This window comes from Xenorhabdus cabanillasii (assembly GCF_003386665.1).
Classification (GTDB): Bacteria; Pseudomonadota; Gammaproteobacteria; order Enterobacterales; family Enterobacteriaceae; genus Xenorhabdus; species Xenorhabdus cabanillasii.
In genome coordinates this window covers 3,089,471-3,104,689 of record NZ_QTUB01000001.1, presented here as the reverse complement: position 1 = coordinate 3,104,689, position 15,219 = coordinate 3,089,471, and the positions used below count along the sequence as shown (strand labels likewise).

General features: G+C 42.1%; 10 protein-coding genes. All 10 read left to right on the top strand.

Annotation, left to right across the window (positions count from 1 at the left end; genetic code table 11):
• Positions 1-307 precede the first annotated feature (307 nt).
• The 10 genes from BDD26_RS14405 to tssA are packed head-to-tail and all read left to right on the top strand — an operon-like array spanning position 308 to position 15,156.
• Positions 308-2,473 (top strand): type VI secretion system Vgr family protein, encoded by a 2,166-nt coding sequence (locus tag BDD26_RS14405; protein ID WP_244922744.1) that lies wholly within the window; start codon positions 308-310, stop codon positions 2,471-2,473.
• A gap of 20 nt (positions 2,474-2,493) precedes the next feature.
• Positions 2,494-5,070: a DUF2169 family type VI secretion system accessory protein gene (locus BDD26_RS14400; protein ID WP_115826905.1), complete on the top strand. Its 2,577-nt coding sequence runs from the start codon at positions 2,494-2,496 to the stop codon at positions 5,068-5,070.
• Positions 5,067-6,131: a pentapeptide repeat-containing protein gene (locus BDD26_RS14395; protein ID WP_038270236.1), complete on the top strand. Its 1,065-nt coding sequence runs from the start codon at positions 5,067-5,069 to the stop codon at positions 6,129-6,131. The genes BDD26_RS14400 and BDD26_RS14395 overlap by 4 nt, the downstream gene beginning before the upstream one ends.
• 14 nt (positions 6,132-6,145) lie before the next feature.
• Positions 6,146-6,763 carry a DUF3540 domain-containing protein gene (locus tag BDD26_RS14390; RefSeq protein WP_038270239.1) on the top strand — a complete coding sequence of 206 codons (618 nt, stop codon included), beginning with the start codon at positions 6,146-6,148 and terminating at the stop codon, positions 6,761-6,763.
• 9 nt (positions 6,764-6,772) lie between these two features.
• Entirely contained in the window at positions 6,773-7,165 is a 393-nt protein-coding gene (locus BDD26_RS14385) for a DUF4150 domain-containing protein (protein ID WP_038270242.1), read from the top strand.
• Positions 7,166-7,223: 58 nt separating this feature from the next.
• Positions 7,224-7,796 (top strand): type VI secretion system lipoprotein TssJ, encoded by a 573-nt coding sequence (tssJ, locus tag BDD26_RS14380; protein ID WP_244922743.1) that lies wholly within the window; start codon positions 7,224-7,226, stop codon positions 7,794-7,796.
• Positions 7,797-7,803: 7 nt separating this feature from the next.
• Positions 7,804-9,144 carry a type VI secretion system baseplate subunit TssK gene (gene tssK / locus BDD26_RS14375; protein WP_115826904.1) on the top strand — a complete coding sequence of 447 codons (1,341 nt, stop codon included), beginning with the start codon at positions 7,804-7,806 and terminating at the stop codon, positions 9,142-9,144.
• Between the two features lie 15 nt (positions 9,145-9,159).
• The gene (locus tag BDD26_RS14370; RefSeq protein ID WP_115826903.1) at positions 9,160-10,374 is read left to right on the top strand and encodes a DotU family type VI secretion system protein; all 1,215 of its coding nucleotides are present in this window, start codon (positions 9,160-9,162) and stop codon (positions 10,372-10,374) included.
• Positions 10,375-10,384: 10 nt separating this feature from the next.
• The gene (gene tssM / locus BDD26_RS14365; protein ID WP_115826902.1) at positions 10,385-14,053 is read left to right on the top strand and encodes a type VI secretion system membrane subunit TssM; all 3,669 of its coding nucleotides are present in this window, start codon (positions 10,385-10,387) and stop codon (positions 14,051-14,053) included.
• Positions 14,050-15,156, top strand: a complete 1,107-nt coding sequence (tssA, locus tag BDD26_RS14360) for a type VI secretion system protein TssA (protein WP_038270252.1) — start codon at positions 14,050-14,052, stop codon at positions 15,154-15,156. The genes tssM and tssA overlap by 4 nt, the downstream gene beginning before the upstream one ends.
• Positions 15,157-15,219 lie beyond the last annotated feature (63 nt).

Here is a 15,219-nt window from a genome sequence, read left to right as displayed (position 1 = left end):
TATCAAAATACGATTGATTAAATTAACACCTTTTCTCATAAAAAATGAATTTTATAATATTTAAATACTTTATATATAAAAAATAAACACATACAAAAGAGACAAAATAAACAAAAAACAAAAACATAAAAATTAATTATATATTACATCAACGAAATGATATTCACTGATTACAAATGGTAACCATTATGCTTAACTCAGTATTAGAAAAACCAACACTATATATTCCTCTGACTGCCCTATATTCCCGGATCTACCTGGAGTATGCGGTAGCTTTAAACAAAAGCGAGCAAATCTTATGGAGAGAATGTTTATCGCACACTCCTCATCCGATGAAACCTTATATTTTAAGTCACTGAATGGAATAGAAAGATTATCGGAAGCTTACAAGTTTGAGGTTGAATTACTGAGTGAAAAGAGATTATCCGACCCAATATCCCTGCATAATACCGTCCTGACTGTAGAAATAAAAACCCCGTCAAAACAAAAAAGATATTTAAGTGGTTATATAGAGCAGATATCTTATGATCCCTTTTATAAATATGATGACAGGCTTTATTTATACACGGCTACAGTCAGACCTAAGCTATGGGAATTGAAAAAAAAACTTGGATACAGCATTTGGCAAGAAAAGACAGTACCTGAGATTATTGCGACTGTATTGGTGGATGCTGGTATCTTTTTTGAGGATCGGCTCCTTGAAAAATATCGCACATGGGAATATTGCGTTAAATATAATGAAACTGATTTTGATTTCATCCATCGGCTAATGGCGCACGAAGGGATTTATTACTATTTCAAACACGACATGGGAAGTCATACTATGGTTTTGGTAGATATGCCACAAATGCTTGGTCCCATGCCTGGATATAATACGATCAATTATTTCAATGTCGGTAAATCATCCAAGAAACCGGGTAAAGAATATATTTATAATTGGAATATTCGCAGTACCACGATACCAAACAATTTTAGTCTTGATGACTACGATTTTCGCAAGCCACGGGCTAAGTTACAGGCGGCCATTCAGACATCACTCAGTTCGGTTAATAATACAGAAATATTCATGTGGCCCGGACGCTATGTAAAAAGTGGACAGGGGCAATTTTATGCTCGAGTGCTTCAACAAGCCGCAGAAGCACAAAGTGAACTGATTAATGGTAAAGGTAATGTGTTAGGCATGGCTCCGGGACATACTTTCACCCTATCACTACCTAATGATATTAAAGGCGATGACTACAATGACTACTTAATTACCGGTGCTCAATATGCTTTTGAAGCATGCTACGGTTTCGCTCTTAATTGCGAATATGACGACGACGATGATTGTGACGGCGATAAACCCAATAAAGATAAAAATGTTGTCCAATTTGATGCCATTCCTGCCAATGTCCATTGGAAACCACCAGCAGTAACCCCCTGGCCAAAAGCAACAGGTCTTGAAACCGCGGTTGTAACGGGTCCTAAAGATAAACCGATATGGACTGATAAGTATGGCCGGATAAAAGTGAAATTCCGTTGGGATAAAAGCGATAAAAAAGATGATACCAGTTCTTGCTGGATACGCGTGGCAACCCGTTGGGCTGGCTGGCGGTACGGTAGTATTTATGTCCCCCGTGTGGGTGAAGAAGTTGTTATTAGTTTTGTCAATGGTGACCCGGATAAGCCTTTTGTTATTGGCAGCGCCTATAACAATGAAAATATGCCTCCCTGGGAACTTCCCAAATATGAAACCCGTAGTGGTGTGATGTCAAATACAAAGGAAGGTAAGCATGAACAAGCAAATTACCTCTTTATGGATGATACTCCGGATAAAGAGTTATTTAATCTGCATGCAGAACGTGACATGAATATCTCCGTGGAAAAGGATAAGAACGTCACTATTGATGGGAACCGTACGACTGAAATAAAAAAACAACAAACGGATACAGTAACAGATAAAGCAAGTTTCACCTACAAAGATGCTCGTGACACGACGGTTAAAGGTAAAGACACATTAACTATTGAAAATAGCCAGCAAAGAACCATTGAGAAAGGAAGAAAAACAGAGATTAGTGACGGGGATACTTATAAACTCAAAGGGGATTTAAGTGCCAAAATTGACGGAAACTGGACACAGAATATTACCGGAACAACCCTAATCTCCAGTCCTAATCTCATTACGATAAAGAGTGATACTCATGTCGCCATAGATTGCCCGCAGTCTTTTTACACATCCAAGATATTTAGTGTTTCCTCGGTAAAAATAAGCATAAGTTCGGTTAAGTTATCATTATCTCATACAAATCTTAGTATAAGTTCAACCAATACCAGTCTCTCATCCACAATGCTTTCTATCAGCTCAACGGGGACATCGTTAAGTAAAACGGGAACAGATATTTCGCAATCTAATACGAAGTTAGCTAAAGCAATTACTTCGATCGTACAGACAAGCGCTAATATTTTAAACAGCAGCTTGCATATCATCAGTTGACCAATATCTGGCAAATTTTAATGAAAATCATCAAACCCCTGCGTTTAAGTGTGCTTTACCGGCCTTATCGCTGGATGCAAAAAAACCATCTTGGGATCTCTATTATGGCACTGGCTGATATGAGTCCTACTCCACGCTTGCGCCCAGAACCAGAGCTTTGGCAACTTGCAGCAAAAGAACTGAAAACCTGTAACGGTATTGTTGATCTCGCGATGCCTAAATCCTGTGCTGAATTTCTGGCCACAGGCTATGCCTATACACATCACCAAGCCGATAAAACAGCCTGTACAGTACGTATTCAGGTGGATCAATTGGAAAAAACATTGGTTGCTTTCGGTGATCGTTATTGGATTGGTGATACTCCCTCAAAATCGGAGGCATTTGAACACATGCGGTTAGACTGGAGCCGGGCTTTTGGTGGTGAAGGCTATGAAGAGAACCCACACGGTATCGGTTTCAAGCCGGAATTGATGGAAAATGGCGTAAAAATCCATCCTCTGCCCAATATCGAAACATTGCACAAACAATTGTTATCACCAGAGGATATCCCTATTCCTGCCAGTTTTTGTCCACTGGATTTTACATGGCCGCGTCGTTTTACCCGTATAGGTAAAAAGTATGACAAGGAGTGGCTGGAAAATGAATTTCCGGGGTTTGCCCATGATATTGACTGGCGACTATTTAATGCGGCCCCAAGGGATCAATGGCTGGATCAGATAACTGCCCTGCCGGTTCAGGCTGCATGGCGTATTGAGAATATGCATCCTGAAAAACCAGTACAAGAAGGCATTTTGCCTGCGTGGAATGCGCGTTGCTTTATCAAACGATTACGTCTTGATGAGGAGGTTTTTGAAGAAATAGGCATGCGCCAGACGACAGTATGGTTCTTCCCTCATCTGGAGCAAATGATCCTGATATGGCATGGATGTTCCCAGATTAATGAAGATGACGCAGCGGATGTATTACAAATGGTATCGGCACTGGAATTGAATGATAACCCCCTTGCGGAAGATCATTACCTGCAAGTGCTCAACCAACGTATGGATAAAGAAAAAGGCGTTTTGTATAGCTTCCGGGAAAAAGATCTCATCCCGGAAGAAATTATTGGCCCGTGGATAGACACGGAACAACCTGAAAACAATCCAATACAAGAAAATGTGCTTAATCGTGAAAAACGTCTCCGTGAACAACAGAAAGAACGTTTAGCTGAATATGGTTACGATATCGATACTATCATTCCTGCTCCCCCCACAACATCTGCACCTCCGGTTCCCCCCAGACTGGATGAACTGCCAGAATTTGTGGAGAAAATAGAGCAGGATGCTACCCAAAAGCGTGCCGAAGCAGAGCTAAAGCGAGTGGAGATAGCTGCTAAAGCGAAACAACTGGGTATTGATATTGAACAATCAGTGACAGAAAACCAAGTCAGAGGACCGGAAAATCTCTATAAAATGCGGGATATATTGCACAAGCAACAACAGCAAATCGCGTTTGACGACCAAAAATTAGCACAAATTGAACAATCACTACGTGATACGTATTTTTTTTCAGTGCAATCACAAAATCCTGCCTTACGCCTGACAGGCAGTTTGTCGCAAATTATCCGTAAACGGGTGAAAAAGATCATGGAGCAAGGCGGTAATTTCAGTGGCATGGATTTTACCGGAGCAGACTTGTCAAACATGGATCTGCGCGGAGCCAATTTTTCCCAGGCATTATTGGAAAGCGCCTGTTTCAATAACAGCCAACTGGATGAAGCCGATTTCAGTGAAGCTATGCTGGCCAGAACAGAGATCTGCAACGCTTCCCTGTTCGGAGTTAAACTGGATAATGCCAACTTAGTACTGGCTAAATGTGAACAGAGCGATTTTTCTGCCACCAGCTTTAAAGAAACACAATTACAGGAAGCGCTGTTTGATCATTGCCGGTTCAACCGCGCAACATTCACAGATCTGTTCCTGCAACAGGTTTTTATTACCCATTGTGATTTTCGGCACTCCCGGTGGAAAGATTGTACCTTTACTGAACTCGAATTACCTGCACTCAAATTCAATCTCGCAAACCTGAATAAAGTGTCTTTTCTCAAGTGTAAACTGGAACAAGCCATTTTTGACCATGCACTCCTCGAAAGCTGTGCCTGGATAGAAACTGAAGCAAACAAGATCCGATTTCGCTCCGCTAATCTGTTGACTTGTGCTTTTGTGATGAACAGCGAACTTAACCAGGCTGATTTCAGTCAGGCTACCTTAACAGAGTGCAATCTGCGCAAAATGCCTTTGGTTCAGTCAGTATTTCACTCTGCGACTTTGAACAACTGTGACCTGAGTGAAGCTAACTGCCAGTCAGCCGATATGCAGTATTTAAATACGATAAAAAGCATATTCATCAGAACAGACTTTCGGGGGGCTTTGCTGAACAATGCCAGCCTGATGAATGCTCTGATGCAAAAATGTAGTTTTAATGGTACGGATTTACGGGCAACCAATCTATTCCGTGCCGATATGTCCCAGTCCATCGTTGACGGCTCAACCTTATTTGAAGGAACCTACACACAGCAAACTAAAACCTTACCCAAACGAGATAAGGGAGTGATATGAATTCGCTGTCAACAGGTGAACTGATAACAAAAATCAGACAAGGGGAGATAATTGAGAAAGTCAGCTTGCAGAATATATCGCTCACCCGACAGGATTTATCTGGCGGGATTTTCAGAGAAGTCAATTTTTCCGGTGCGGATTTCTCTCATGCTCAACTGAAAGAAACTGTTTTTACTGAATGCCAATTCGAAGAAGCCGTTTTTGATTCAGTCCTGCTCGAACAGAGTACTTTTGAACAATGCAATATGATCCGCACTGTATTCCACAAAAGTGAAATAATAAACAGCGTATTCAACCAGTGTATTTTGCAGAAAGCACGTTTTACAGAAAATAAGCAAAATGAAACTCAGTTTATATCCAGTTCACTGCGATGTGCGGAATTTAACAATAGTGATCTTGAGCGGGTAACATTTATTGATTCAACACTTAATCAAGCAAAATTAACAAATAACCAACTGTTTCTGGTCACTTTTTTTCGGCTGGATTTACGGGAAACCGGTTTTTCTGCCAATGAATACACTAAAACTGTTTTTTTTGAATGTGATCTACGTGGTCAGGACTATCAGAAACAACAGTTTAAAGAGTGCCTGTTCACAGACTGTCAACTTGAAGCAGCAAATTTCAATTATGCAAGGTTGACTAACTGCAATTTCAAGGGTGCCACTTTACAAGGTGCAATGTTATCGAATGTCAATGCAACCCAGGCTTTATTTATTGAAGCAGATTTAACCCAGGCATGTTGCAGCAATAGTCTGTTTGAACAGGCGATTTTTGTTGGTGCCTGCCTTGAATCTGCGGATTTCAGGCAAAGCAAATTAATCCAGGCCATTATGCACAAAGTACATGCAGTGAATGCACAATTTACCGGCTGTGATATGTCTTATGCCGATCTTTCCTACGCTAATGTCAACAATAGTAACTTTCGCACAGCACACTTTATGAGAACACTTTTTCATCGTGCCCAACAGACTGAAACACTGTTTTCTGACCGTCGTGGCATCCTGGAAAATGATCCTGAACTGTTTGCAGCCGAAGAGTGGAGTATGCAACGCAAGATTTAACTGGGAGAATCAAAATGTCAAAACCTTCTTATGCGCTTTCTTCACCCCCTCTTACTACCGGACCTTTACAACAAGTTGCAGGTCAGGTTGTTAATCGCCTTCAGGACGGTAGTTTAATGGTGGAAAGTAACAACCGGGGATGGCACTGCCGGCGTGCTGCCAGTTGCCTGTTGACTCCTGAACCGGGAGATACCGTTTTAGTGACGACAGCTGATGGTCAACTGTGGGTTTTGGCCATATTAGAGCGACCTGAACAACAATATCTGGCAGAAATCAGCGTGCCCGGTGATCTGGCTATCTCTTCTCAGGGAGATTTAAGTTTAAACAGCAACGGACTGAATATTGCTGCCAGCATTGGAAACTGCCATATCAGCAAAATGCAATACAGTGGTGAATCACTGTCTGCATGGGTATCCATCACCCAACTGATTGGCAATAAATTTGAATCTGTCTGGCAGACAGTAACACAGCTTAGCAACCGGCTATTTCGTCATACCACGCAGACAGAACAGGTTCAGGCAGGCCAGTTAGATATACAGGCTGAAAGCTATATCCGATTACATGCCCAAAACACCATGATGTCTGCAAAAGCTGTCGCCAAAATAGATGCTGAACAAATTCATATTGGTTAAGGAGATATCATGTTTGCTAATACTCAAAGTGGTGGAATGGATTTGGCAGTACCTGATGTTTGCCTGACCCCAAGCCCCTTTCCTGTACCCGTGCCTTATCCCAATATGGCACAAGGGCCTACCGGCATCACTAATGCCATGAACATCTTATTTGCAGGTTCTCCTGTACATAACATAGCGACAAACTTTCCCATGACAACAGGTGATAACGCCGGAGTTAATATGGGAGTGGCTTCCGGAACAGTGATGGGGCCAGCCCGACATACATTAGGGGCCAACTCCGTCTTGATCAAAGGCTCACCGGTAACGCGGCTGACAAGTCTCACTATGCAGAATTCAACAAATGCCGTAGGTGCCCGCATTACCCCTAGCCAGACAAAAGTGCTTATTTCAGCGGCCTGATACACCCGGCTTTTTATTTTATTCAATGCTGGCTGTGCCTGAATAATTAATGAACTTTATGATATTGCGTTTTTCACTCAGAAAAACAATCTTAATCAAAATGTCATATTCAATTAATTTTTGGATTAAGAGGGCGTTTTTACCGTCGTTTTTATTAATATCACTTCTCTTAATAATGACAGGCTGTTCATCGCAACCGGAAAAGTTGCCCCCTTATAAATTAATTTTCAATATCGCATCTAATGTAAATGATTCAGCGCCTCTGAAAGTACACGTTTTTTTATTGAAATCGAATGAAGAATTTATGTCGGCAGACTTTTTTTCATTACAAGACAAAGCAAAAGACACACTAGGCGATAAATTGGTCAATGAAGATCGATTTTTTATACTTCCTTTCGAACGTGCACATTATTTGTTGGAAAAAAATCAACCAGAAATTAGCTACATCGGAATTATTGCAGAGTATAAACAACTGGACGGCAAGAAATGGCGTACTTCGTTTCCAGCCCCCGTACCAGAAAAGCCCCCTTTTTACGAATTCTGGCGTTTTGCCCCCGATGAACTACAAGTGTGCGTTAAGGTTACTGGCAAAGGCTTAAGTTCCAACTTAAATTGTGCCGCAGGAAACTGAAAAAATCATGAATAGATCAGAAAAAGTCATTTGGACCGAAGGCATGTTTCTGCGCCCTCATCATTTCCAACAGACTGAAAACTATCTGGAAGCTTATGTCCGCGACTGGGGAAAGTCCCAAATGTCCTATTACTGGGGTTTTCTGACACTCGAACTGGATCAAGAACTACTCAATCAGGGTAAAGTCATGCTTTCCTCAGCGAGTGGTATTTTTCCGGATGGAACCCCATTCAGTTTTGACGGTGCACATGCCCCTGTTCCTTTGCAACTTACTGAAAATCAGACAGATGTTAATGTAGTACTCGCCCTGCCTCTTTTTCGGCGGGGCAGAGAAGAAGTCATTTTCAGTGAAAAAAAAGACTCTTTGGCGCGTTTTGTCAGTTTTGAAGCCGAAGTGAATGATTTTAATGCTATGTCAGTCGGCAGTGCCGCTGTACAATTCGGCAAAATGCGCTTGCGCCTGATGCTGGAGTCTGATTTGACACCAGAATGGACTGCATTAAGCATTGTGCATGTCATAAATAGAACCAGCGATAATAAAATCTATCTTGATCAACAATTTATTCCTCCCCTGCTTAACTGTTACGCCAGCCCACAGGTGGCGGGATTTATCACTGATATCCAGGGGTTATTAGAGCAACGCCGCCAGCAGATAAGCCAACGTTTGTTACAATTGGGACGGCACAATGATTCCGAAATCATGGATTTCCTCTTGCTGTCCCTGGTTAATCGTTATAGTGGTCAGGTAAACCACATACGGAATATATCGTTACTGCATCCTGAGAGGCTATTTAGTGAGTGGCTGCAATTTGTCACTGAGTTGGCAACGTTCTCCCAAAACCGTGTGCCGGAAGAAATCTTTCCACTCTATGATCACGACAATTTGACGCTGTGTTTCAATCAACTCATGTTTCAGTTGCGTCAAGGGTTGTCAATCATTCTGGAAGAGCATGCCATCCAGCTGCCATTGACCGAATATTCTCATGGTTTGAACATTGCCACATTACCCAACGCCAGCATGGTAAATACATTCAGCTTTATTCTGGCTGTCTACGCTGATATCGCCAATGACACATTAATGAGTCATTTCCCGGCCCAAATGAAAATTGCCCCTGTCGGTCGTATACGAGAACTGGTTCAGTTGCAATTACCCGGTATTTCAATACGCGCTCTGCCATCCGTGCCAAGACAAATCCCCTGGCACTCAGGATATATCTATTTTGAACTGGAAAAAGACGGGGATTTATGGAAACAAATGGATAAATCGGGTGGCTTTGCATTGCATTTGGCAGGTGAGTTCCCCGGTTTAAATATGGAGTTTTGGGCTGTCCGTGATCAGCCTAAATAGAGGTAAATGACACCGATGATAAGACAAGAAATGCAGAAGATTGAGCATACATGGTTTTCTGGTAAAACCAATGATAATCCTCTGGTTGCTGCGGCAAATCCTCTGCTGAATACTCTTCCCCAAATCCGGCATACTACTGTTCATCCAGACCCAGCAGATTTACGTCAAAAATTGATTGATGAAATCCGACGTTTTGAAGTAGCGTGTCAGCATGCCAGACAACCCTATGAAGTCATTATTGGCGCACGCTACTGTCTATGTACCGCACTGGACGAAGCAGCCGCACTTACCCCCTGGGGAAGTCGCAGTGTTTGGTCCGGGAGTGGATTACTGGTCACTTTTCATAATGAAACCTGGGGAGGTGAAAAATTCTTCCAACTGTTGGCTAAATTATCACAGAATCCTAAAGAAAATTTATTTCTATTAGAGCTGATCAATTTTTGTCTCCAGCTTGGATTTGAAGGACGTTACCGCATCATGGACAACGGACGTTCTCAGTTAGAAACGCTAAAACAACGCCTGTTTCAGTTAATCCGCTCAATCCGCGGCAATCATCCCACCGAATTGTCTCCCAATGTACAAGTCATCACAAAACCCAACAAACTCTGGAAACCTTTTTTGCCTATGTGGATTTGTATAGCATTATTGTGTTTTCTGGGATGTATCTTGTATATCGGCCTGAACTGGCGATTAAGTGATATATCTATCCCGGTTTTATCATCTATCTATCAGACCAATCTGCCAAATGTAACTGTCGATGATCGGATATCCCCACCTGTTCCTCCGACGCTGAATCTGCAAAGCAGGTTACAGGATGAAATTTCAGCCGGGCTATTAACTGTAACCGATCTGGCTGACAGAAGCATCGTCACCTTGAAGGGAGACGGTTTATTTAAATCAGCTTCAACACAAATCAGAAACAGTTATCTGGACGTTATCAGGCGTATTGCGGAAGCGATGAACCATTACAAAGGTGAAATTTTAGTCGTCGGATATACCGATAATATTCCCATCTATTCTCGTTTCGTCTCTAACTACTCTTTATCGCTGGCCAGAGCTAAATCTGTCCAGAGAGAACTTCAGCATTATCTGCATCAGCCTGAGCGAGTCAAAACTGAGGGAAGGGGCGCAAGTGATCCTCTTGTACCTAATGATACTCCCAGTAACCGGGCTAAAAACAGACGAGTAGAAATCACACTGTTAGTTTCTCCAGCCGATCAAATAAAGTGAGGAAACTAAGATGTTGAATGTACTCTTTTCTATCCTTACCAGCAGATTAACGTGGAGTTTTCTTGGTATAACGGCGATTTCTGCCATTATCTGGTTTATAGGACCCATTATTTCTGTCGGTAACTCAGTCCCTTTTGAATCGAAATTCATACGAATCTTTACCATTATTTCACTTTTCTTAGCCTGGCTCTTAAGTCAGTTAATCCCCCTGCTATATCGGACATGGCTTAACAAAAAATTAGCTAACCAATTGAATATCATTAAGGACGATGAAAAAGAACAGAAACAGGAAAATAAACAAGATGAACAATATCTCACATTGTCAGAACGCTTTTCTGACGCCGTAAAATTATTGAGAAAAGCTTATTTTTCCGGTTTAAATGGCAAACCTAAACCTGGCTGGAGGTGGCTGTTCAGCCGTCAATATTTATACCAATTACCCTGGTATCTCGTTATCGGTGCCCCACATTCAGGTAAAACAACGGCGCTGGCAAATTCCGGGCTGAATTTCCCACTGTCAGACTATTTCGGTAAATCTGCCCTGTACCCCATGCGAGATATGAATAGCTGTAACTGGTGGTTTACGAATGAAGCCGTCCTGCTTGATACCGCAGGTCGCTATACCTCTCATGATAACAATCCACACGCAGCAGACAGCAGAGAATGGCAGACCTTTATCAGGCTGTTAAAAAAATACCGTACACGCCAGCCAATCAATGGGATCATCCTTACTATCAGTGTGGAAGATTTGCTGAATCCGTCAACAGAAGCCCGTGATCAACACGCCTATATGTTACGCAGACGCCTGTCTGAGTTACGTGAAAAACTTAAGATCCAATTTCCTGTTTACATTTTCATCACTAAAACTGATTTACTAAAAGGATTTAACGCCTATTTTACCCATTTTGATAAAGCATCACGTGAACAAATTTGGGGGTTAACATTCCCACAAGACAAAAAAACTGACTGGAATATCAATTCGATATTTGAGGAACAATATAACCAGTTACAACTGCGACTGGATGCAGAATTACCCTCTATTCTCTTAAACGAGTCGAATCCGCGGCAATGTGCCGAGAGTTATCTGTTTCCACAAGAATTTGCTGCTTTACGTCTGCGTATTGCGCAATATCTTGAAATTGTATTTGCAAGATCAGGGTTTGAAGTCCCCAGTTACCCACGAGGACTCTATTTCACCAGTGGAATACAGGAAGGGATACCATTTGATGGTGTCATGGATAAATTTAACCACAATTTCCAATTGCCAACAGACAATGACAGTATCTCAATGTCATGGGGAAATAATGATGATAAAGGAATTTTATATCAACCCCAGACCCGCCGGACTTATTTCCTGAAAAATTTACTGGACAGTATTTTTCAGGAAGCAGGACTCGCCAGCTACAACCGTTGGTGGGTATACCAGAATCGCCTGCTTAATTGGTTAGGCAACACGACATTAATAGCAATTCTGGTCTTAGTAACTACTTTATTTCTGACCAGTTACAACAATAATAAAAATTATCTGATGGAAGTTCAGGCTAAAATTCCGACCATTTTGCGTCAGGAAGCTGAATTAAATAAAAATCATGATGACACCGATGAGATAAATAACACCTATAATCTATTGCCGATTTTGAACAGTCTGGCCAACCTCGCTAAAAGCCAGAACTTTTCGCTGGACGATCCCCCGATATCTTACCGCATGGGATTATATAGTGGTGAACAAGTCAGTAATGCAAGCCGTACTCTGTATATGAAAGCACTGCAAACATTACTACTGCCACAAATAACAAAGTTAATCACCAGCCAGCTACACAATGCTAACGGCAATGATACAGAGGAAACCTACAATACGTTAAAAGCGTATCAGATGTTATATCAGCCCAAACACTATGACGGTGAATTTCTACGTAATTGGGTGATGCAATATCTGAAAGCACACTTAGATCCAGAAACAACTCAGGAACAACTGCAACAACTTAACGGGCATCTTAGCCAATTACTGGATAATCGGGTTGTCACATCGCCGTACATTCGTAATGACTATCTGGTTGAACAGAAACAGGCATTAATTGGCAGCATTCCCACGGCGCAACGTGCCTACAATATCCTGAAACACAATTTGCTACTTGCCCCCAATTTAACATCAGTAAATTTAGTCACACTTGCCGGCCCTCAAGCTGAGTTGGCTTTCTCACGCATCAGTGGAGCACCAATAACCAGCGGTATACCGGGAATGTTCACCCCTGCGGGTTATAAAAGAAGTATCGGCAAAGATCTCATGTCTTTTCTTGTCACTTTGAATTCACAGGATAATTGGGTACTGGGTTCCTATGCGAGAAAACAGTCAGTTAAAGATCTCGAATTATCTGTCCGACAGTTTTATATCAATGATTATATTTATCAGTGGGACAAATATCTGACTGATATTCGTTTGAACAATATTAATGAATTAAATCAACGTGCCAGTACAGCACGCCTGCTCTCTTCTCCAGCTTCACCGATGCGTACCCTGCTAATCAATATCAGCAAAAATGTCACACTAACTAATGAGCAACTCAACAGTCTTATGAAGAAGGCTAAAGGTAAGGTCAGTAGTAACTTAACAAATTTAGTTCCGAAACAAATCTTGCCGGATAATAGCCAACCGTCACCAGAGCAGGTATTAGCAGAACATTTTGCACAAATTACCACTCTGGCGAAAAGCCCGGATGGAAAAAATAAGAAAATACCTTTCGACGATATACTGAAAAAAATCGGTGACTTATATCAGTATCTGGCTTCAGTGCAAAATGCCGTCAATACAGGTATGTCTTTTCCTCCCAACAATATTATTACCCAACTACAAACGGCATCTGAACGCCTGCCAATACCATTCAGAGATATGATTTCCGCCCTGGCAATCGGCGCCAGTAGTGATACACAAATCAGTGATATGAAAAATGTCGGCAAACATCTCGCTGCTGAAATAGGTGGTTTTTGCCAACAGGCTATTGCCGATCGTTATCCATTGATGCCTAAAGCGAGCAAGGATATCAAACCTGATGACATGATACGGATGTTTGCTCCTGGAAAAGGCCTAATGGACAGTTTTTTCCAAAAAAATTTAGTGGGCAAGGTTGATACAACTCAGCCAAAATGGCGATTTATGCCGGGGGTAGATGGCAAGCCTTTACCCGGTGGAGAAAAGTTGCTCAAACCTTTCCAGCAGGCACAGATTATTCGCGATACTCTCTTTGCCAGCGGGGCTCTCACGCCGTCATTTCATGTCATGGTTCGCCCAATCAGTATGGATAATGAGATATTGAGTATGGTACTGGATGTTGACGGGCAACGACTGCAATATAGTCACGGCCCTCAACTTTCTCAGCTCATTAGCTGGCCAGGCTCTGCGGGAACCAATCAGGCCCGCATTCAATTAAATTTAGAAAATGGCACAACGGCAAACTTATCGGCTTCTGGCCCCTGGGCACTGAACCGGTTACTGGATCAAGCAAAGCGTATTTGGCAAAGCAGAGCAAGAAATTCAACTCAAAGTGATGATGCTGGCTTACAGGCAATGTTTAATATCAAAGGGCATACCGTCTTACTGGAGTTCACACCAAATAGTATTTTCAGTCCGTTTAAACTGCCTGATTTCTCCTGCCCGAACCTGAAGAGTATGAAAACACCATGAATATTGATGCCTTACTTGCGCCAATCAGTGAAGAGTCTCCCTGCGGGGAAAACCTCGAATACGATGAAGTATTTCTGTTATTAGAACAAAGTCTTATCGGAAAAGCAGAGCAACAGTTTGGTGATTTTGTTATTCCTGCGGAACCACCCGACTGGTTAGAAGTGGAAAAACAGTCCACAACGCTACTGCTGTCCCGTACCAAAGATCTGCGTATTATCATCGCTCTCATACATGCATGGGTAGAAACCCAGGGAATATGTGGCTATGCCGATGGGCTGGAGCTACTCCGGCAAACACTGGAGCACTATTGGGAAGAGGTATGGCCAAGACTGGAATTTGATGGTGAATACGATCCCTTATTTCGCCTCAATGCCCTGGCAGATATTGAAGATGGTTCCCCTCTCTCAATAAAAGTACAACATTCCATTCTGCTGAAAAGTATTTCGCAAGAATTGTCATTCCGGGAGGTTTGTTCACTGCTTGATGGTTCGATAACAGAAATTAGTGGTTACACCGGAGGGCGAACCCGCCTGCAAGATGAATTAAAACAACAAGCTGACACGCCGGAAATATCATCATTAGTCATCATCCGCGATCACATTATTGCCCTGCTTGATATTATTCGCCAGCACTTATCCGCCGGCCATATGCCTGAATTATCGCGATTCCTAAAAAACCTGAATACTGTTATTGAATTTTGCGCATTAAATGGACCTGTAAAAACCGCTTCGATAACTCCCGGCAATGAAGGAAAACCTAAATCTGCATCAGTGACAAAGCAGGCAACAACACGATCATCAATAGCCCCATCGTCTACAGATCAATCACCAACAGAGACAATAGCTCCGACTGGTTTGTCCTCATTTAATTGGTACGGAGTAGCAATCAACAATCGTGATGAAGCTCGCATGCTATTGGAAAAAGCGAAAACCTATTTTCTCACACACGAACCAAGCCATCCTGCTCCGATGATGATTGACCGCATTCAACGCCTGATTGATCGTGATTTTATCGACATTGTCTATGACCTTGCACCAGAAGGATTAAATCAGCTCGCCATCATTTTTGGCCATACTGATAATTCTGACACTGATACAAATTAGTTGCCTCTTGTATTTATCCAGCCAACAAAGAGGCAACTTGAAAGACGAAGGGTATATCGCCCG